We start from the raw sequence: 18595 nt of genomic DNA, 5'->3' as shown, positions 1-18595 counted from the left end.
ATTAACGCGGATTTGCGCAAAGAAAGATCAAATTCTATTTGCGTTATCCGCGTTAATCCGCGTTTTATTTATTATTCCGAGCCTTAGATAGAAAGCTCTTTCAATACATTCACAAGATCTTTTTTTATCGGCTTGTCATTTTTAATCGCTTTGCTGAACGGTACGTAAACTATTTCGTCATGTTCGATACCGATCATTACGTTACGTTGGTCTTCCATGATAGCGTCGATAGCGGCAGCCCCAAGTCGGCTTGCCAAAATACGGTCGTGGGCAGTCGGGCTACCTCCGCGTTGCAAGTGTCCCAAAATCGTTACACGTACGTCGTATTGCGGGTATTCGTTCTTTACACGTTCGGCATAGTGCATCGCTCCTCCGGTCAGTTCGCTTTCCGCCACTAGTACGATACTACTATTCTTCGATTTGCGGAATCCGTTCTTGATAAACTCTTCCAATTGGTCGACTTCCGTACTGAACTCCGGAATGATGGCGGCTTCGGCTCCCGAAGCGATTGCTCCGTTCAGCGCAAGGAAACCTGCGTCTCGTCCCATTACTTCGACGAAGAACAAACGTTCGTGCGAGGTTGCCGTGTCGCGAATTTTATCCACAGCGTCCAGAATCGTATTCAATGCCGTGTCATATCCGATAGTGGTATCCGTGCCATAAAGGTCGTTGTCGATTGTTCCCGGAAGTCCGATACAAGGAATATCAAACTCCTGTGCAAAAATGCGGGCCCCCGTCAACGAGCCGTCTCCACCGATGACTACCAAAGCGTCAATACCTTCTTTTTTCATGTTATCGTAGGCTAGTTGACGTCCTTCCGGAGTGGTAAACTCCTTGCAGCGCGCTGTTTTCAGGATAGTACCGCCCAGTTGGATGATATTACTTACGTTCTGACTTTTGAACTCTTTGATTTCGCCTGTCACAAGGCCCTTGTACCCTCTGTATATACCTTTAACTTGCAATCCGTTGTAGATAGCCGCACGTGTCACCGCACGTATAGCTGCGTTCATTCCGGGGGCGTCACCTCCGGAAGTCAAGATTCCGATACACTTAACTGTTCCCATAACACAATCTTTTCATTAATTAGTTTGACGTGGCAAATGTACAATAAAAAGTTGAAAGCAATGGTTATGAAGTTTCTTTTCGTATGAAGAAAACATTAAAAATGTTCAAATTGCAGCTATTTGCTTTCTTCTATAAGCGACTGAATGTGGCTATATATTTTTTCCATCAGCCATTTGGGAGTGGAGGTAGCTCCGCAAACCCCGATTGACTGTACATTCTGGAGTAGGGAAGGGTCTATTTCCTTCTCATTGTCAATTAAATGTGAATTGGCGTTCACTTTCAGACACTCTTCAAACAACATCTTTCCGTTTGAACTTTTCTTCCCGCTGACGAAAAATATCAGATCGTGTGTAGCCGCAAACTCCCTTAACTTGGGCATACGGTTTGCCACTTGGCGACAAATCGTATCGTAGTATTCGAATGTCGCTTCCGGTGAAATATTCTGTTTGATATACGCTACAATTTCCTGAAACTCATCCAGCGACTTGGTGGTCTGCGAGAAGAGACGGACACTTTTATTCAAGTCCAGCTTCTTTACTTCCTCTGCCTTCTCGATGACAATCGCTTTCCCGTCGGTCTGTCCCACTAGTCCCAGCACCTCCGCATGACCGTTTTTGCCATAAATCACAATCTGTTTTTCATCGTTGGCGGCGTCTTGCAGAAACTCCTGTTTGATACGTTTTTGCAAGCGTAACACCACCGGGCAAGTCGCGTCGATGATTTCTATATTATTCTCGCGGGCGATCATATAAGTTTCAGGCGGTTCTCCGTGCGCGCGGAGCAGTACTTTTGCATTCCGCAACTGCTTGAATTCCTCCCTATTGATGGTGATTAATCCCATCGTTTTAAGTCTTTCCACCTCTCGGCTGTTGTGAACGATGTCTCCGAGACAATAAAGTGTTTCTCCTTTTGCCAATTCCTCCTCTGCCTTGTTGATGGCCGTCACCACACCGAAGCAGAAGCCGGAACCTTCGTCAATCTCTACCTTAATCATAATTTGCGGTCGTTGTCTGCGGTTATTGAATGCCACTTACTTTGTTGAACTGTTCAAACAGCCATTCTTTCTGCTGCTCGATTGTCAGGTTCGTATTATCCAGCAGCAGAGCGTCCTCTGCTTTCCGCAATGGGCTGACCTCCCGATGCTGGTCGATATAATCCCGTTGTTTCACGTTCTCCAGAATCTCGTCGAAGCTGGCTTCCTGGCCTTTCGCCTTCAACTCGTCGTAACGGCGTTGGGCACGGATCTCGGGTGTGGCGGTTACGAAAATTTTCAACTCGGCTTCCGGGAAAACGGTCGTTCCGATGTCACGTCCGTCCATCACAATGCCTTTTTCCTTTCCCATTGCCTGTTGCTGCGCTACCATTTCTGTGCGTACGAAATCGAGTGCGCTGATGGGACTGACTTTAGACGACACCTCCATCGTCCGGATTCTGTTCTCCACATTTACATCGTTGAGGTACGTGTCCGGCCGTCCGGTCGCCGGATTCAGGCGGAATGAAATACGGATGTTTCTGATTTCTTTTCTCAGCTTTTCCGTGTCGATGTCGTTCCCGTCGAAAATGCCGTTTTCTATACTATATAAGGTGACCGCGCGATACATAGCTCCGCTGTCAATGTAAATGTATCCTACTTCGCGGGCAAGGTCTTTGGCCATTGTACTTTTTCCGCAAGAAGAGAAACCGTCGATTGCTATTGTTATCTTTTTCATATTCAGTTCTTCTGATTTGTCCGCCAAAGATACATTTATTTTGAAAATCAACCATGCATTTGCCGTTAAAAGGAGCCGGATAAGTCAGAAAGGATTAAAAAAGTTAAAAAGCCGGATAAAAAGACAGGAAGAGGTGGACGGTTATCTGAAAATGTACTATATTTGCCCGGAGACACATAGGAAGACACTTTTTTTATTAATCATTATATTAATTATTTTATGGAAGTTAAAAAATCACCCAAAGCAGACTTGGAAGGCAAGAAGTCTACATGGCTGCTCGTTGGTTACGTGGTAGTGTTGGCTTTCATGTTCGTGGCGTTCGAATGGACCCAGCGTGACGTGAAAATTGATACAAGCCAGGCAGTAGCTGACGTTGTGTTTGAAGAGGAAATCATTCCTATCACTGAAACCCCTGAACAAGCGACTCCACCGCCACCAGAAGCTCCGAAAGTGGCTGAATTGTTGGAAATTGTTGACGATAAAGCCGAAATTGATGAATCAACTACCATTATCAACGAAGATAATGTGGCTCCGGTAGAAGTAAAATACGTACCGGTGCAAGTTGTTGAAGAAGAGCCGGAAGAACAGACTATCTTTGAAGTTGTAGAAAACATGCCGGATTTCCCCGGCGGTCAGGCAGCTTTGATGCAATATTTGGCTAAAAACATCAAATATCCGACTATCGCTCAGGAAAACGGAACTCAAGGACGTGTTATCGTACAGTTCGTTGTCAACAAGGACGGTAGTATTGTAGACGCAAAAGTAGTACGTAGCGTTGACCCGTACTTGGACAAGGAAGCCCTCCGTGTGATTAACACCATGCCGAAGTGGAAACCAGGTATGCAGCGCGGAAAACCGGTACGTGTTAAATTTACAGTTCCTGTAATGTTCAGATTGCAGTAATTTGTAACACAATAATTGGGGAGGCTGCTTTCGGCAGCCTCTTTTCATTCATTAAATATTTTCTCCATCCTCATGTATACAGCTTCTCAACTACTTGATAAAATAAATAAATATATTGCAGATATCCAATTTACCCGGACACCGAAAGGACTTTATGAACCGGTCGAATATACTCTTTCTCTGGGTGGGAAGCGGATACGCCCCGTATTAATGTTGATGGCGTACAATTTGTATCGGGAGGATGTTGCTTCTATCTATGAACCGGCTGCTGCTATCGAAGTGTACCACAACCACACGTTGTTGCATGATGATTTGATGGACCGTTCGGATATGCGTAGGGGAAAACCGACCGTGCACAAAGTCTGGAATGATAACACGGCTGTGCTGTCGGGAGACGCTATGCTGATTCTGGCATTCCGCTATATGACGGCTTGCCCGGCGGAACACTTGAAAGAGGTGATGGACCTGTTCAGCCTGACTATGCTTGAGATTTGCGAGGGACAGCAGCTGGACATGGAATTTGAATCCCGCGGTGATGTGACGGAAGATGAGTATATTGAAATGATCCGCCTGAAAACAGCAGTGCTGCTTGCGGGCAGTCTTAAGATTGGCGCTATCTTGGCGGGGGCGACTGCCGAAGATGCGGAAAATCTATATAAATTCGGAATGCAGATAGGCGTTGCATTCCAGTTGCAAGATGACCTGTTGGACGTTTATGGAGATCCGGAAGTGTTCGGAAAGAAAATAGGCGGAGACATCCTGTGCAACAAAAAAACATATATGCTCATCAAGGCATTGGATCGTGCGGATGCGAAACAGAGGGAGGAACTGAACCGTTGGCTGGATGCGGAAACTTGTCAGCCGGCCGAGAAAATAAAAGCGGTGACTGAACTGTATAACCAACTGGACATTCGCAGTGTCTGCGAAAACAAAATGCGCGGCTATTACACGCTTGCCATGGAAAGCCTTGCCGCAGTGGGAGTGGCTGAGGAAAGAAAAAAAGAACTGAAGAACCTGGTGAAGTTGTTAATGTACCGTGAAATGTAGCTAAGTTCTTGAAGCATGCCTTATAGACGATTACCAAATACAGATCAAGCGAGAGTTCGGGCGCTGAAAGCGGCGGTCGAAAAAGGGGATGTATATAATGTACGCGATTTGGCTATTTCATTAAAGACGCTGTTCGAGGCACGTAACTTCCTGCAGAGGTTCGAGGCTGCGCAAATTTACTATACGCAATGTTACGAAAATCAGTCTCGGGCTAGTCGCAAGCACCAGGCAAATGTGAAAACCGCCCGGTTGTATATTTCTCATTTTATCCAAGTGCTCAATTTGGCTGTGCTTCGTGACGAGATAAAAGCGGTACACAAAAAACTGTACGATTTGCCCGATGCCAATGTCGTGCCCGATCTGTTGAGTGAGGCTTCGTTGGTGGAGTGGGGGAAGAAAATCATCGAAGGCGAGCAACGCCGGACAGGACAGGGCGGTATACCTATTTATAACCCGACCATTGCACGTGTAAAAGTGCATTACGATATTTTTCTGGACAGTTATGAACGGCAAAAGAATTATCAGGCATTGACCAACCGTAGTCTTGATGAGCTGTCCTCTATGCGTGAGCGTGCCGATGAACTGATTCTGGATATCTGGAATCAGGTAGAAGCGAAATATCAAGACGTTACTCCAAACGAGGATCGTTTGGATAAGTGCCGTGATTATGGACTGATATATTATTACCGTTCCAGCGAGAAAGTAAAAGAAGAAAATTAGTTATCATGTTGATAGACACCCATTCACACCTTTTCTTAGAAGAATTTGCCGAAGACTTGCCGCAAGTTATGGAGCGTGCGCGCAATGCCGGTGTCTCGTCTATTTTTATGCCCAATATTGACAGTACGACGATTGACGCTTTATTATCCGTTTGTGCGAAATATCCGGATCTTTGTTATCCGATGATTGGATTGCACCCTACTTCGGTGAATGAAACATATGAGCAGGAATTGGCAATTGTACGTGAACGTTTGTCGGCTCCCAATTATTTTGTGGCTATCGGTGAGATCGGTCTGGATCTCTATTGGGACCGGACTTTTCTGAAAGAACAGCTTTTGGTCTTTGAAAGACAGATCGAATGGGCGCTTGAATATGAATTGCCGGTTGTTATTCATACGAGAGAAGCATTTGATTATATATATAAGGTAATGGAACCCTATAAGAAAACCGCATTAAGAGGGATTTTCCATAGCTTTACCGGAACGCCGGAAGAAGCGGCTAGACTGCTGGAGTTCGATGGTTTCATGCTGGGCATTAACGGAGTGGTCACTTTCAAAAAGTCGACGTTGCCGGAAACCCTGTTGACCGTTCCTTTGGAGCGTATTGTGCTCGAAACCGACTCTCCTTATTTGCCCCCCGTTCCGAATCGCGGGAAGAGAAATGAAAGCGCCAACGTGAAAGATACCCTTGCCAAAGTAGCGGAAATTTATCAGAAGAGCCTTGAATACGTGGCTCAGGTCACTTCTGAAAATGCGCTAAAAGTGTTCGGATTCCGCAAATAAGGCACGAAAGGTTTTAAATTATATTAATTTACAGTATTTATTCGAGATAAAAAAGGGATAATGCTTCAAGAAAAGAAAAAAAAGGATACATTTGTAGCTGAAAATACAGAAAACCCATAGGGAGAGGTGCTCGAGTGGTTGAAGAGGCACGCCTGGAAAGCGTGTATACGCCAAAAGTGTATCCGGGGTTCGAATCCCCGTCTCTCCGCAGAAATTGAATGTGAAACGAGAAGTGAAAACAATAATAATAATCAATTAATTAATCTTAAAAATTAGACACACAATGAAAAAGTTATTCGCAATTGTTGCTGTGATTGGGGCCTTGACATTTGGCTCAACTCAACTTGCTCAGGCTCAAGACGCTCCTGCAGCAGAACAAACTGAACAACAAGCTGTTGCTCCTGCTGCTGAAGCTACAACTGCTGCTGCTCCTGCTGCAGAAGAAGGTGGTATTCACAAGGAAATCAAAGTTAAATTCATTGAAGGTACTGCATCTTTCATGAGTTTGGTAGCTATCGCTTTGGTGATTGGTTTGGCTTTCTGTATCGAACGTATCATCTATTTGAGCTTGGCTGAAATCAACACAAAAAAATTCATGGCATCTATCGAAGCTGCTTTGGAAAAAGGTGACGTTGAAGCTGCAAAAGACATTGCTCGTAACACTAGAGGTCCTGTTGCTTCTATCTACTACCAAGGTTTGATGAGAATCGATCAAGGTATTGACGTAGTTGAGAAGTCAGTTGTATCTTACGGTGGTGTACAGGCTGGTTACCTTGAAAAAGGATGTTCTTGGATCACACTGTTTATCGCAATGGCTCCGTCACTCGGATTCTTGGGTACTGTAATCGGTATGGTGCAGGCATTTGATAAAATCCAGCAGGTAGGTGATATCTCTCCGACAGTTGTTGCAGGTGGTATGAAAGTGGCCTTGATTACAACAATCTTCGGTTTGATCGTAGCATTGATCCTTCAGGTATTCTACAACTACGTACTTTCTAAGATTGAAGCTCTTACAAGTGAAATGGAAGATTCTTCTATCTCTTTGCTTGACATGGTGATCAAATATAACCTGAAATATAAAAAATAATTCGAAATGAGTAAGTTAACATATAGAATATCGTATTACGCATTGTATGCGATGTTTGCTATTATCCTGATCGTGATGGGGCTCTTCTTCTTCGGAGGAGACGCTACTGGAGCGGCAGTGATCCCGGGAGTAGATCCCGAAATGTGGCAACCGGCCCAGACAGATGCCTTACTCTATTTGATGTATGCTTTGTTTGGTATTGCTATTGCCGCTACTTTAGTTGCCGCAGTATTCCAATTTGGTGCAGCTTTGAAAGACAGCCCGGCAGCCGCTATTAAGTCTTTGCTTGGTCTGGTTCTTTTGGTTGTTGTTTTAGTTGTAGCTTGGGCTATGGGTGACGGTACACCTATGCAGATTCCGGGTTATGATGGTACTGACAACGTTCCTTTCTGGTTGAAGCTGACTGATATGTTCCTTTATTCTATTTACATCCTGTTGTTTGTAACAATTGTTGCAATCATTGCAAGTGGTATAAAGAAAAAATTATCATAATCAATTGAGAGTACTCAATTAAAAAGTAATTACAATGGCAAAAGGAAAAAGAAAAGTTCCTGATATTAACTCAAGTTCTACGGCGGATATCGCTTTCTTGTTGCTGATCTTCTTCTTGATTACAACATCAATGGATACGGACCGTGGTTTGGCAAGACTTTTGCCTCCACCTCCCGAAGATGAAAAGAACGAGAATACGGATAAAATCAAAGAACGTAACATCTTGCAGGTGTATCTGAATAAGGATGATGCTTTGATGTGCGGAAATGATTATATCGGTGTTGATCAGTTGAGACAAAAGGCCAAAGAATTTATCGCTAACGTTGCTAACGCAGAAAATATGCCTGAAAAAACACAGAAGAATGTAGAGTTCTTCGGCACATGCATGGTTAACGACAAGCACGTAATTTCTTTGCAGAATGACCGTGGATCTTCTTATCAGGCATATATCAGTGTGCAGAATGAATTGGTTGCTGCATACAATGAATTGAGAGATGAGTTGGCTAAAGAAAAATTTGGGGTTACTTATTCGGAACTGAACGATCTACAACAGAAAGCAGTCCGTGAGATTTATCCGCAACGTATTTCTGAGGCAGAACCTAAAAAATACGGAGAAAAAAAGAGGTAAGTAATGGGAAAATTTAATAAGACTGGTAAACGTGAAATGCCGGCATTGAATACTTCTTCGTTGCCTGACCTTATCTTTACCTTGTTGTTCTTCTTTATGATTGTAACAACAATGCGTGAGGTAACATTAAAGGTGCAGTTTACGCTTCCGCAAGGTACTGAGCTCGAAAAACTGGAGAAGAAATCATTGGTGACATTCATTTATGTAGGTGAACCTACACAAGAATACCGTGCGAAAATGGGTACTGAAAGTCGTATTCAGCTCAACGACAGCTATGCTGAAGTGGGCGAGGTGCAGGACTTCATTTTCCAGGAACGCGCTAGTATGAGTGAAGGGGACGCCGCTAAGATGACTGTGTCTCTGAAAGTAGACCAAAAGACAAAGATGGGTATTGTTACTGACGTAAAAAATGCTCTCAGAAAATCTTATGCTTTGAAGATTAACTATTCTGCTACTAAACGTGGTGAGAAATAATTAGTTAATTCTATTATATAAAGAAAAGGCTTCCAAATCATTTTGGAAGCCCTTTCTTTGTTCTGTTTTATTTCTACTTCACTCTTTTGCTCCGTAGACGACCGTGTGCAGTTTATGTTTTATATCTTCGTAGTCTTTTTCCGGATCAAGGTTGCCGTGTACCATTAGATACATTGGGAGGAAGTGATCACCGGGCTTGTAAGGAGGCTGGCGGTAGTCTTTCTTCCATAAGACAAATCCTTGACGTTGGTAGAAGCCGATACGTCTCTTTGCCATTTCTTCTACCGGACGCTCCACTTCGAGTACAATGGGGAGTTTTAAGTAGTCGCATAGATATTCCAGCGTACGTTTGCCGTACCCTCCGTTGCGCAAAGCAGGATTGGTTGCAAAGTGCTCTACGTAATAGAAGTTACCGAAGTCCCAATAGGTGATGAAGCCTATCGGCAAGTCGTCATCAAAAATAATGTTATTATGGAAATTGCCTGTCCGGTCGGTGAATTCACGTAACTGTTCTAATTGCCGGTACTCTTCCGGTGGAAAAGAATCTACCAGCAGTTCTTCCATAAATTTGTAATGTTGCAGGTCAGATGTACTGATTGGTTGAAGTCTGATCATGAGGTTCGGGGTTTTAAAATTAGATAATATTTCTGTTTTACAATTTCATTCTTATCCTTACATCAAGGAACGTAGAATTCGATTATACGCCGGATGGCACGTTGGCAAACCGGACAAAATTCCTTGTATTCGTTTGTTTTCATGCGGCAATTATGGGCAGGGCGATAAATACCTTTGGCAGAGTAACCTCCACCTTCGTATACCCCGATAGGGAACTTCTCCCATTTGTTGGCAGGAGTAGGTATCGGAGTGTCTGCCGGAAGCAAATCTTCCCATTTGGAGGAAAAATCCACCCGTGTTGATATATTTTGCTCCCACGGTTCGACATCCAATGGATAAGTATCCGTCATGGTATCGTTTTCGTAAAAATATTCATCAGCCAACCCGGCAAAACTGTGGCCGAACTCATGGACTACCACTGGTTTAAACATGGGATGATGGGCGGTGGTCAGTGTGTAGGAGTTATAGATTCCTCCTCCGCCGTAGACGTCCGTGTTGGCAAGGATAATAATGTGCTCGTAGGGGATACCCGCCAAAGCGTTATGGATAGACTTTATTCGGCTGGTAGTCAGATAGCGGTCTGAATAGAAAGTGTCGAAGTGTGAGTGGACAGCCGTCTGTTTCCATTGATTCTCGCGAGGAACACTAACACCGCTATCGGTGGACGGGCTGGCTACGGCAACAATATTGAATTTGTCCTTCATTGAGCGGAACGGCTCATGCGAAAACAGGCTTTCGCAGGCATTTTCCGCATCTTGGTAAAACAGATCCATCTCTTTATCCGTATAGCCTTCAGCAAGTATGGCAACGTCAATGCAGTCTTTCTCGTTTCCGTTCCGGAGCAGATACCGGTGCGGAGTGACGTGGGACACGCCTCGTTGATGAATCAGTATATCATCCGGACGGACAAGGTGTTTGTAGCGTGCCATAACCTCTTTGCGGGGAGAATACAAAGAAATCTCCACTTCAGCAGGCTGTTTGGGAAATGGCAGGAGAAATGTATTTTCGAAGCCCTTAGCAGTCTCTTTTGCTTCGTCTGTGCTCAGCCATTCATGGAACAGTGAAGAGAAAGAAGTCTTATAAATAGTTTGTTGAGTAGCGAGATCTTTAACGATGATTTGTCCGTTGCCCTCCAATGGAAGTTCCGAAAGGTGGTGTTGCCGTCCTGCCCAAGACGGTAGTTGCGATAATTCATCCAGGTAAATATTTTGTCTTTCCGCATTTCCGGTAAAGATATAATCTACTCGTAAAGTTTTGTTCTGAAAGTAATCCGCAAAATCTTGCGCATGGCTTCCTGCAAAAGCGAAGAATAGTAGGATGGTACAGCAAATTTGTTTCATATAAATAGTATATTTATGTTTTTACAAAGGTACAAACTATTGGCGACTTATCCGCCTCCTATAAATAAAAGTAATAGTTTATAGTATTTGTTGCCGAAAAATCGCTAACTTTGCACAAAAGATTCATCGTTTTAAACAATTTGATTTGAAAATGGGACATCATCAAATAGATATTTTGGATGAGCAAATCCTGAAACTGATTGCAGGAAATGCGCGTATTCCTTTTCTTGAAGTAGCAAGAGCGTGTAGTGTTTCCGGTGCTGCCATTCATCAACGTATTCAGAAGTTGACAAATCTTGGAATCCTGAAAGGTTCAGAATATATTATTGATCCTGAGAAAGTAGGGTATGAGACTTGTGCCTACATCGGTATATATCTGAAAGATCCTGAATCTTTTGATTCGGTGACGAAGGCTTTGGAAGCTATACCCGAAGTAGTCGAGTGTCATTTCACTACCGGAAAATATGATATGTTTATCAAGATTTACGCTAAAAACAATCATCACCTGTTGAGCATTATTCATGATAAATTACAGCCGCTTGGTCTGGCTCGTACTGAAACATTAATATCTTTCCATGAAGCCATCAAGCGACAGATGCCGATAGATATAGACTTTGATGATGATGAAGATTAGTCAAATCATCTCATCAACCGATAGTGACAGATGAGATGATAAGATTGCGCTAAGCGGAAGTCAGTTATTTCCTTGTGTAATCGACAAAAGCATACGAGCAGAGATGTTTCTCGTCCGCAGGGTGAGTCTCTCTGCTTTTTTCTTGCCACACAGCCGGAGAGACCTCCGGAAAGTACACATCCGCTTCGGGAGCTGTACTGTCTATTTCCGTCAGACAAAGTTCGTCGGCGAATGGCAACGCTTGTTGATAGATACTTGCTCCTCCTATGATATATACGTGTTCATCTTCTTTGCAACTCTGCAAAGCGGCGGTGAGCGAAGGGAACACTTCCGCACCGGGACATTGCAATGCCGGATTGGAAGAGATAACTACATTTCTGCGATTCGGTAATGCACCTTTCGGAAGTGACTCAAAGGTTTTCCGTCCCATAACTATGGTATTTCCGGTAGTCAATGCCTTAAAACGTTTCAAGTCGTTGGGCAGCCAGAACAAGAGTTTATTTTGGAAACCTATTGCTCTACGGCGGTCTAGGGCGGCAATTATTGATATTTTACTCATATTGTCATACAGCTACTGCACCCGCTATGTGAGGATGCGGGTCATAATTTACTAACTCAAAGTCCTCGAATTTGAAATCGAAAATGCTTTTTACATCCGGATTGATGTTCATTTGCGGTAACGGACGAGGCTCGCGTGTAAGTTGTAGTTTCACTTGTTCCAGATGATTCAGGTATATATGAGCGTCCCCTAAAGTATGGATGAAATCTCCTGCTTTCAGTCCCGTCACTTGCGCCATCATCTGCAACAATAATGCATACGACGCGATATTGAAAGGAACACCTAGAAAAATATCGGCGCTGCGTTGATAAAGTTGCAGGCTCAATCGGCCATTCGCCACATAAAATTGGAAAAAGGCATGGCAAGGCGGCAAGTTCATGTTGTCTAAGTCCGCTACATTCCAGGCGCTAACAATGATACGGCGTGAGTCCGGATTGTGTTTGATCGTTTCCACCGTTTCACTGATTTGGTCGATGAATCCCCCGTTGTAGTCAGGCCACGAACGCCACTGATACCCATAAATATGCCCTAAATCACCGTTTGCATCCGCCCATTCGTTCCAGATGCGTACTCCATGCTCTTGCAGATACTTCACATTGGTATCTCCTTGCAAGAACCAGAGTAATTCATATATAATTGATTTTAAATGCAATTTCTTGGTCGTCAGGCAAGGGAAACCGTCCTCAAGGTTAAAACGCATTTGATGACCGAAGACGCTGATGGTTCCGGTTCCGGTACGGTCACTTTTCTCTGTGCCTTCGGTTAATACACGATTTAATAAATCCAAATATTGTTTCATAATGAATAAATTTCAAATACTATACGTACGCTTGCGCAAAATGATATATACGTTCGCTCAAGACTATATACGCTTATGCAAAATTACAAAAATGGAGTGAATAAATTAGCAAACCATCCTACGAACTTCTTCCAGGGCGAACGCTTTTTCCAGAATTCGGGAGTCAGTTGGGTGCAATCCCGGATGTCTTCGTGAAACATCGTGTTCAGTTCGCCCGTTATCCGTTTATCAAAAATAAAAGCATTGGTTTCGTAGTCATACCGCAGGCTGCGGCTATTCAGATTGGCAGTCCCCACTGTGCAAAACAGATCATCGACCATCATGATTTTAGAGTGATGGAACCCGCCGTTATACATATAGACCGTTGCCCCTCTTTTCATCAGTTTGTGAAGTTTGTAGAGTGCAGCGTCTGGGGTAAATGGAATATCGGAAGCGGAGGAAACCATGATTGTCACATCCACCCCCCGATCAATGGTTCGGTAAAGCGCCTTTTTGATTGAAGAGGTCGGCACGAAGTAAGGATTTACGATGTGAACGTTTTTTTGTGCCGAATAAATACTCATCGCATACGCGTGGCTCAGCATTCGGCTGTTCTTTTTCGGAGTACGGTCAACGATTGCGACAATGATGTCGGTACTATCCGTCTTGCTCTCGTGGAGTGGAAAGTAGGCAGCTCCTCCTACATTTTGTTTGGTCTCTTTGTTCCAGATTGTCAGGAAGATTTCCTGTAAGTCATTGACCGCGTCTCCCTCTATGCGCATATGCATATCACGCCAGGTCCCTATTTTAGGCAGACCGTTGATATAGTAATCTGCTATATTCATGCCTCCCGTATAAGCTATTTTCCCATCAATGACAGCTATTTTCCGATGGTCGCGGTGGGCAGCGTGGTTGATATAAGGGAATGTGAACGGATCGAACTTTACAATTTCAATGCCCTGCTCACGTATTTTCTTGAGATGTTTCTTTTTCAGAGGTTTGTTGTTAGACCAGTTGCCAAAAGCATCGAACATAGCACGTACCTCAACCCCCTCTTTCACTTTCTGAGCCAGCAAGTCGAATAGGGCATTGGCGATGGAATCGTTGCGGAAGTTAAAGTATTCCAGATGAATATGATGTTTGGCTTCTCGGATAGCTTCGAATAAATCGATAAACTTTTCCCGTCCGCTTTTCAGTAACTTTACTTTATTGTTGTCGGAAATGGGTATGCCGGACTCTTCCAGAAAACGTAATACAAGTGAGTCACTTGCAAGTCCGATCGAGTCTCTGGGTTGTGTTTTTAGACTGTCTATGATGTCTGCCTGAGCGTGTAATAAAGACAGGAACAGGAATAAAATAAATATACGTAATTTCAAAACTTTTCTCTCTATTTTAGTTTTACAGTTCAACAAAGATACGACATCTATGTTTGGGCTTGTTTGAGAGAAAGGGTATATTTATTATTGTTTAACAGACGAAGTGCTTTTATAACTCTTATGCTATTGATAACTTTTATGCCATCGATGCAACTTTTCGTGTTGCCATAAATACCAGGACGACAGAGGCGATAATAATCGATTTCGGATCCAGCTCCGCAGTGCCTTGATTAATCATGCTTATGAACACTTCTCTGATTGTTCCCCAAGCAGCTTCCAAGCCGCCCATCCAAATGAAAAGCACAGCGCCCGCAACCACCACGGCAGCGTTCCAGATGCGTGCCAACCAATTGCTACGATCGGGCAAGCGATGCATGACACGGCGGCTGAAGCCATTATCAGCTATTTCCTGTTTGTTAGCCGTGAAGAAATCCTTCAAAAGCTTCTCGTCATTTTCAATTTTTGTCATAACCGTTTTGTTTTAAATACGTTGCTAACTTTTCTTTTCCACGCGACAGATGGCTTTTCACCGTTCCTGTCGGTATTCCTGTAATTCCCGCAATCTTTTCGATACTTAAATCTTCCATATAAAAAAGTGTGATGCAGGTTCTTTCTATTTCTTTAAGCGTCTTGAGCGATCGGTAGATATCCATCTTTTGACCGATGTTTTCCTGTTCGGCACTGTTGGCGGCGTCTATTTCTCTGGCGTCAAGGTCTGCTGTTTCTTTGCGGCTGCGAATATAATCATAAAATATATTGTAAGCAATTCGATACAGCCACGTGGAGAAGCTGGACAAATTTCTGAAAGAAGCAATATTTGTATACGCTTTGATAAACGTGTCTTGTGCCAGGTCGTCACTCAATTCGCTGTCTCCGCAAGTCAGATTCAGGAAGAACCGCCGGACCGGTGATTGGTACTTCTTCACCAACTGGTCGAAGGCCTTAGTGTTTCTGAACACCACGACCTGCGCGACTAGCGATATATCATTGAGTTGATTCATCTTTGACTGTCATTCTCTTGATTTTCATCTTTCTTTCTACCGATGATCCACTTTCCGATTCCCATGAAAGTGATTAGCAGACCGATAGTGCCGATTGAAAATTCACCGGTAATAGCCCAGAGGAAGATGAAAAGTCCGATTCCCGTAAAGATGTTTTTGATGCCTTGCGTACGCGGATCATTCGGCTTGTCCTCCTTGAGGAAATCTTCCGGAAGCGGTTGTCCGGCAGCAAGAGCCTGTTCGACAAGGCGATAGCGGGCTTTCCGGTTCTTGTAGCGGAAGAAGAAAATGATGAATAGGATAAACACCGGAAAACCGAAGACTGCAATGATTGCGATGATAGGAATCAGAACATCCTCCATCGCATTGGATAGGCTGTACAGAACGCTATGATTACTTGTGTCCGTAGCAGTAACATTCTCTTTGGCGATAGAGTCGGTTGTGTCTGTGTCAACTACCAGAGTCGGTTCCGCCTGACTGATGGAGTCGTGGGCAACAGGATTCTGATTTTGAGCGACAGCCAGTGTGCAAGTGGTCAATACAACCATCAAAGCAAGTAGAAAATTTTTCATATAGATCGTTTTTTAATTTGTTTCTTTGTTTGTTAGACGTAGTTAATGACTTAGAAAGTTGCAAAGAGACGAAATATTTTTGATATTTGCGGAAATTAATAAATGAAAAATGGAATTACCCGCTTCTTTTGTAGACTATACCCGCTCTTTATTAGGTGAAGAAGAATATGAAAAACTGGCCGTTGCCCTGCAGCAAGAACCACCTGTCAGTATCCGCTTTAACAATGAAAAATGGAAAGTGCAGGATGAAGGGTTATCTGCTGTCCATTCTCCTTTCGACCGAGTTCCTTGGTCGTCCGAAGGGGTTTATCTGGACGAACGCCTGACTTTTACATTCGATCCGTTGTTTCATGCCGGTTGTTTCTATGTTCAGGAGGCCTCCTCGATGTTTGTAGAGCAGGCATTACGCCAATACATCAAAGAACCGGCAATAATGTTGGATCTTTGCGCCGCTCCCGGTGGAAAGTCTACCCATGCCCGTAGCGTGCTGCCCGAAGGAAGCCTGCTGGTGGCTAATGAAGTCATACGAAACCGTTCACAGGTTTTGGCGGAAAATCTTGCGAAGTGGGGACATCCGGATGTGGTGGTTACTAATAATGATCCGGCGGATTTCTCGGCTTTACCGTCTTTTTTTGATGTAATTCTCACCGACGTTCCTTGTTCCGGTGAAGGAATGTTCCGCAAAGACCCTGTGGCGATAGAAGAATGGACCCCGGAGAATGTAGAGATTTGCTGGCAGAGACAGCGGAGGATTATTGCTGATATTTGGCCTTGTCTGAAGCCCGGAGGCATTCTTATATATAGTACCTGTACCTTTAATACAAAAGAAGATGAAGAAAACGTACGCTGGATTCAGCAAGAGTTCGGGGCGGAACTGCTGCCGTTGGAAGTTCGGGAAGAATGGAATATAACAGGAAATCTGTTGAAAGATGAATCGACCGGGACCGTTCATTTGGAGGGCATTCCCGTCTATCACTTCTTCCCCCATAAAACGAAAGGAGAGGGATTCTTTCTGGCTGTTCTTCGGAAACCGTGCATAGAAACAGATGACAACGAAACGAAGAAGGCATGGGAAACCATCAATTCACAGAAGTCTGCAATCTCAAAATCTACGATAGCGCGAGCTGCAAAGAAAAAAGGGAAACACGCTGGGAAAGGAGTCCCGCCTGTCGCTAAAGAATTGATGGACGTAGCCCGGAGTTGGGTGAGGGACATCGGCAACTATTCTCTTCTGACCGATGCGGAAACCGTTTACGCCTTTCCCAATGCTCGTCTGGAAGAGTTGGAAGCACTTCGACAGAATTTGAAAGTGATCCAGTCCGGTGTGTCGGTGGGTGAAGTGAAAGGGCGAGATTTGGTTCCCGCTCATGCGCTGGCACTGTGCCCTGTGCTGTTGCGTGACGGCGCTTTTGCCGTTGAGGACATTAGCTATGAGCAGGCGATAGCTTATTTGCGCAAAGAAGCTATTGTACTTCCTGCTGCGGTGGCTCGCGGGTTCGTGTTGCTTACTTATAGAGGCGTCCCGTTGGGCTTCGTGAAAAATATCGGCAACCGGGCTAACAATCTTTATCCGCAGGAATGGCGCATTCGTAGCGGCTATCTGCCGGAGGAACTTCGGATACTGTAAATTTCTCGGCACAATTAAAAAAAACAGGATAAGATCAGCTCGATAAATCTTATCCTGTTTACTTTCATAAGTAGATAAATACCTTTTATATTTATAATTTGCTCTTGTAGATCCGCGCCATTGCCTTCTGGTATTGATTTTCCAGTTGCAGATAATTCTGGTGGCTCTGATAGAGCACGGACACCTCCACAAAGTACTCAATCATGCTGATTTGTCCTCCGGTCAAGGCCTGTTTGAGCAAGGCAAGATCTTGTTGCGACCGGAAAGTCCTCGTGTACTCCTCCATAGAAGCATGAAGCGTTTTGGCTTCCCGGTAAAGCTGTGCCAGTTCGGATTCTACCTGCAAGGCGGCATTATCCCTTTGCAGATCGATGTTCAGAGCCTGTGCTTTGGCAATCTTCACCTTGTTCCGGTTTTCAAAAAGAGGGAAAGAGAATCCCACCACTAGGCCGTTGAAAGGAGTACCCGATTCCGTGTTCCGGCGGTAGCCCAGTTCCAGTTTCGGCAACCATTGCGACTTGTTGACAGCAATTTGTTTGCGGGCGACGAGGCTCTCGTTGCCAAGCGCCATCAACGTGCGGTCCGTCGATAACACCTCCGATTTCAGTATCTGATAATCAGTCGGGAAAGGCACGGCCGGGTATTGGCTCTCCTCGAAAACAACTGGAAGATTTCCGTTCAACGTACTCAATTCCTGCAATTTATTGCGCAGCGCCGTTTCGTTCAGAGACACTTCCGTCTTGACATTCAGCAACTCCAGATTGATCTTGTTCGTTTCGAGCGCATTGGCATCTCCTGTCTGCAGGCGTTTGGCGTACATTTTAGCAAGTTCTTCCGCATTGCGCAGGCGTTCTTCTAAAATCTGCTTCTGCTGGCGAAGCATAATGATGTCCAGGCAAAGTTCCTTTGCCTGCAATAACTTCTCCTGCCGGAAGACATCCGCCTGGCTGTCGTAAGCTCCGATTTTCAGACGGTTCAGCTTGTTGCGCGTGGCGTATAAGCTGGGGAAGTCGAAGCTCTGCGAAACCACCAGCTCACCGATTGTTTCACTTTTATCTTTCGAGCCCCAGAGGTGTGCATAGGAAAGCGTAGGATCGGGCAGATTGTTGTCCGTTCTAGCCTCCAGCTTTTGCGACTGAATCAGCTGCTTGTTAGCCGCAGCTCCTTGTTGTTCGTTTCGATATTT

21 protein-coding genes, 1 tRNA gene and 1 pseudogene are annotated in these 18595 nt (G+C 44.4%); 11 read left to right on the top strand and 12 right to left on the bottom strand.

The genetic code is table 11. The features are described 5' to 3' along the window. Nucleotides 1-83: 83 nt before the first annotated feature. The 3 genes from pfkA to cmk all read right to left on the bottom strand — a co-directional run bounded on the left by pfkA (nt 84) and on the right by cmk (nt 2774). Nucleotides 84-1064, bottom strand: coding sequence for a 6-phosphofructokinase (pfkA, locus tag BACFIN_RS12430; RefSeq protein WP_007751652.1), 981 nt, complete (start codon nt 1062-1064; stop codon nt 84-86). A gap of 116 nt (nt 1065-1180) precedes the next feature. Next, nucleotides 1181-2059 carry a 4-hydroxy-3-methylbut-2-enyl diphosphate reductase gene (locus BACFIN_RS12435; protein ID WP_007751648.1) on the bottom strand — a complete coding sequence of 293 codons (879 nt, stop codon included), beginning with the start codon at nt 2057-2059 and terminating at the stop codon, nt 1181-1183. Nucleotides 2060-2081: 22 nt separating this feature from the next. Further along, on the bottom strand, nt 2082-2774 hold the full coding sequence (gene cmk, locus BACFIN_RS12440; RefSeq protein WP_032839483.1) for a (d)CMP kinase: 693 nt from the start codon (nt 2772-2774) through the stop codon (nt 2082-2084). Nucleotides 2775-2993: 219 nt separating this feature from the next. Between cmk and BACFIN_RS12445 the strand changes: the two genes are divergently transcribed. The 9 genes from BACFIN_RS12445 (at nt 2994) to BACFIN_RS12485 (ending at nt 8907) form a co-directional block, all read left to right on the top strand. Then, entirely contained in the window at nt 2994-3677 is a 684-nt protein-coding gene (locus BACFIN_RS12445; RefSeq protein ID WP_007751643.1) for an energy transducer TonB, read from the top strand. Nucleotides 3678-3749: 72 nt separating this feature from the next. Further along, complete coding sequence (locus tag BACFIN_RS12450) at nt 3750-4724, top strand: polyprenyl synthetase family protein (RefSeq protein ID WP_007751640.1); 975 nt, start codon at nt 3750-3752, stop codon at nt 4722-4724. A gap of 15 nt (nt 4725-4739) precedes the next feature. Then, the gene (locus BACFIN_RS12455; protein WP_007751639.1) at nt 4740-5444 is read left to right on the top strand and encodes a hypothetical protein; all 705 of its coding nucleotides are present in this window, start codon (nt 4740-4742) and stop codon (nt 5442-5444) included. Nucleotides 5445-5449: 5 nt separating this feature from the next. Beyond that, nucleotides 5450-6226: a TatD family hydrolase gene (locus tag BACFIN_RS12460; RefSeq protein WP_007751638.1), complete on the top strand. Its 777-nt coding sequence runs from the start codon at nt 5450-5452 to the stop codon at nt 6224-6226. Nucleotides 6227-6346: 120 nt separating this feature from the next. Then, a tRNA-Ser gene (locus BACFIN_RS12465) sits at nt 6347-6434 on the top strand. A 75-nt stretch (nt 6435-6509) separates the two neighbouring features. Beyond that, nucleotides 6510-7313, top strand: a complete 804-nt coding sequence (locus BACFIN_RS12470; protein ID WP_007751637.1) for a MotA/TolQ/ExbB proton channel family protein — start codon at nt 6510-6512, stop codon at nt 7311-7313. A 6-nt stretch (nt 7314-7319) separates the two neighbouring features. After that, entirely contained in the window at nt 7320-7805 is a 486-nt protein-coding gene (locus tag BACFIN_RS12475) for a hypothetical protein (protein WP_007766780.1), read from the top strand. A gap of 34 nt (nt 7806-7839) precedes the next feature. Next, complete coding sequence (locus BACFIN_RS12480; protein ID WP_007751631.1) at nt 7840-8433, top strand: ExbD/TolR family protein; 594 nt, start codon at nt 7840-7842, stop codon at nt 8431-8433. 3 nt (nt 8434-8436) lie between these two features. Further along, complete coding sequence (locus BACFIN_RS12485; protein ID WP_005678886.1) at nt 8437-8907, top strand: ExbD/TolR family protein; 471 nt, start codon at nt 8437-8439, stop codon at nt 8905-8907. 78 nt (nt 8908-8985) lie between these two features. Here BACFIN_RS12485 and BACFIN_RS12490 read toward each other — a convergent pair whose 3' ends face one another. Together BACFIN_RS12490 and BACFIN_RS12495 are read right to left on the bottom strand one after the other, a co-directional pair. Then, entirely contained in the window at nt 8986-9522 is a 537-nt protein-coding gene (locus tag BACFIN_RS12490) for a GNAT family N-acetyltransferase (RefSeq protein ID WP_007751628.1), read from the bottom strand. A 62-nt stretch (nt 9523-9584) separates the two neighbouring features. Continuing rightward, on the bottom strand, nt 9585-10862 hold the full coding sequence (locus BACFIN_RS12495; protein WP_007751624.1) for an IgA Peptidase M64: 1278 nt from the start codon (nt 10860-10862) through the stop codon (nt 9585-9587). 151 nt (nt 10863-11013) lie between these two features. Between BACFIN_RS12495 and BACFIN_RS12500 the strand changes: the two genes are divergently transcribed. Continuing rightward, complete coding sequence (locus BACFIN_RS12500) at nt 11014-11496, top strand: Lrp/AsnC family transcriptional regulator (RefSeq protein WP_007751623.1); 483 nt, start codon at nt 11014-11016, stop codon at nt 11494-11496. Nucleotides 11497-11560: 64 nt separating this feature from the next. Here BACFIN_RS12500 and BACFIN_RS12505 read toward each other — a convergent pair whose 3' ends face one another. From BACFIN_RS12505 to BACFIN_RS12530, 6 genes are all read right to left on the bottom strand, one after another. Next, nucleotides 11561-12055: a dihydrofolate reductase gene (locus BACFIN_RS12505; protein WP_007751622.1), complete on the bottom strand. Its 495-nt coding sequence runs from the start codon at nt 12053-12055 to the stop codon at nt 11561-11563. A 4-nt stretch (nt 12056-12059) separates the two neighbouring features. Next, nucleotides 12060-12854, bottom strand: coding sequence for a thymidylate synthase (locus BACFIN_RS12510; protein WP_007751620.1), 795 nt, complete (start codon nt 12852-12854; stop codon nt 12060-12062). An 83-nt stretch (nt 12855-12937) separates the two neighbouring features. Beyond that, on the bottom strand, nt 12938-14209 hold the full coding sequence (gene cls / locus BACFIN_RS12515; RefSeq protein WP_032839457.1) for a cardiolipin synthase: 1272 nt from the start codon (nt 14207-14209) through the stop codon (nt 12938-12940). A 136-nt stretch (nt 14210-14345) separates the two neighbouring features. Beyond that, nucleotides 14346-14678 (bottom strand): DUF5056 domain-containing protein, encoded by a 333-nt coding sequence (locus tag BACFIN_RS12520; protein WP_007751613.1) that lies wholly within the window; start codon nt 14676-14678, stop codon nt 14346-14348. Next, on the bottom strand, nt 14665-15210 hold the full coding sequence (locus tag BACFIN_RS12525; RefSeq protein ID WP_007751611.1) for an RNA polymerase sigma factor: 546 nt from the start codon (nt 15208-15210) through the stop codon (nt 14665-14667). Before BACFIN_RS12525 ends, BACFIN_RS12520 begins: the two co-directional genes overlap by 14 nt. Then, entirely contained in the window at nt 15207-15782 is a 576-nt protein-coding gene (locus tag BACFIN_RS12530; RefSeq protein WP_007751610.1) for a DUF6249 domain-containing protein, read from the bottom strand. The genes BACFIN_RS12525 and BACFIN_RS12530 overlap by 4 nt, the downstream gene beginning before the upstream one ends. Before the next feature lie 109 nt (nt 15783-15891). Here BACFIN_RS12530 and BACFIN_RS12535 point away from each other — a divergent pair, with 109 nt between their 5' ends. Beyond that, nucleotides 15892-17409, top strand: coding sequence for a methyltransferase RsmF C-terminal domain-like protein (locus tag BACFIN_RS12535; RefSeq protein WP_007751609.1), 1518 nt, complete (start codon nt 15892-15894; stop codon nt 17407-17409). Between the two features lie 91 nt (nt 17410-17500). Here the strand turns inward: BACFIN_RS12535 and BACFIN_RS20685 are convergent. After that, nucleotides 17501-18595 (bottom strand): annotated as a pseudogene (locus BACFIN_RS20685) (TolC family protein); the annotation flags it as partial.

The sequence above is a fragment of the Bacteroides finegoldii DSM 17565 genome (genome assembly GCF_000156195.1).
GTDB lineage: Bacteria > Bacteroidota > Bacteroidia > Bacteroidales > Bacteroidaceae > Bacteroides > Bacteroides finegoldii.
This window is presented reverse-complemented; position numbering and strand designations above follow the sequence as displayed.

What these genes read in the sequence shown, in the direction of transcription:
- BACFIN_RS12455 (WP_007751639.1), top strand. Translation starts at nt 4,740, where the DNA reads ATGCCTTATAGACGATTACCAAATACAGATCAAGCGAGAGTTCGGGCG.
- BACFIN_RS12505 (WP_007751622.1), bottom strand. Translation starts at nt 12,055, where the DNA reads ATGAGTAAAATATCAATAATTGCCGCCCTAGACCGCCGTAGAGCAATA.
- BACFIN_RS12450 (WP_007751640.1), top strand. Translation starts at nt 3,750, where the DNA reads ATGTATACAGCTTCTCAACTACTTGATAAAATAAATAAATATATTGCA.
- BACFIN_RS12460 (WP_007751638.1), top strand. Translation starts at nt 5,450, where the DNA reads ATGTTGATAGACACCCATTCACACCTTTTCTTAGAAGAATTTGCCGAA.
- pfkA (WP_007751652.1), bottom strand. Translation starts at nt 1,064, where the DNA reads ATGGGAACAGTTAAGTGTATCGGAATCTTGACTTCCGGAGGTGACGCC.
- BACFIN_RS12435 (WP_007751648.1), bottom strand. Translation starts at nt 2,059, where the DNA reads ATGATTAAGGTAGAGATTGACGAAGGTTCCGGCTTCTGCTTCGGTGTG.
- BACFIN_RS12500 (WP_007751623.1), top strand. Translation starts at nt 11,014, where the DNA reads ATGGGACATCATCAAATAGATATTTTGGATGAGCAAATCCTGAAACTG.
- BACFIN_RS12490 (WP_007751628.1), bottom strand. Translation starts at nt 9,522, where the DNA reads ATGATCAGACTTCAACCAATCAGTACATCTGACCTGCAACATTACAAA.
- BACFIN_RS12480 (WP_007751631.1), top strand. Translation starts at nt 7,840, where the DNA reads ATGGCAAAAGGAAAAAGAAAAGTTCCTGATATTAACTCAAGTTCTACG.
- BACFIN_RS12535 (WP_007751609.1), top strand. Translation starts at nt 15,892, where the DNA reads ATGGAATTACCCGCTTCTTTTGTAGACTATACCCGCTCTTTATTAGGT.
- BACFIN_RS12510 (WP_007751620.1), bottom strand. Translation starts at nt 12,854, where the DNA reads ATGAAACAATATTTGGATTTATTAAATCGTGTATTAACCGAAGGCACA.
- BACFIN_RS12520 (WP_007751613.1), bottom strand. Translation starts at nt 14,678, where the DNA reads ATGACAAAAATTGAAAATGACGAGAAGCTTTTGAAGGATTTCTTCACG.
- BACFIN_RS12530 (WP_007751610.1), bottom strand. Translation starts at nt 15,782, where the DNA reads ATGAAAAATTTTCTACTTGCTTTGATGGTTGTATTGACCACTTGCACA.
- BACFIN_RS12485 (WP_005678886.1), top strand. Translation starts at nt 8,437, where the DNA reads ATGGGAAAATTTAATAAGACTGGTAAACGTGAAATGCCGGCATTGAAT.
- cmk (WP_032839483.1), bottom strand. Translation starts at nt 2,774, where the DNA reads ATGAAAAAGATAACAATAGCAATCGACGGTTTCTCTTCTTGCGGAAAA.
- BACFIN_RS12495 (WP_007751624.1), bottom strand. Translation starts at nt 10,862, where the DNA reads ATGAAACAAATTTGCTGTACCATCCTACTATTCTTCGCTTTTGCAGGA.
- BACFIN_RS12475 (WP_007766780.1), top strand. Translation starts at nt 7,320, where the DNA reads ATGAGTAAGTTAACATATAGAATATCGTATTACGCATTGTATGCGATG.
- BACFIN_RS12445 (WP_007751643.1), top strand. Translation starts at nt 2,994, where the DNA reads ATGGAAGTTAAAAAATCACCCAAAGCAGACTTGGAAGGCAAGAAGTCT.
- BACFIN_RS12470 (WP_007751637.1), top strand. Translation starts at nt 6,510, where the DNA reads ATGAAAAAGTTATTCGCAATTGTTGCTGTGATTGGGGCCTTGACATTT.
- BACFIN_RS12525 (WP_007751611.1), bottom strand. Translation starts at nt 15,210, where the DNA reads ATGAATCAACTCAATGATATATCGCTAGTCGCGCAGGTCGTGGTGTTC.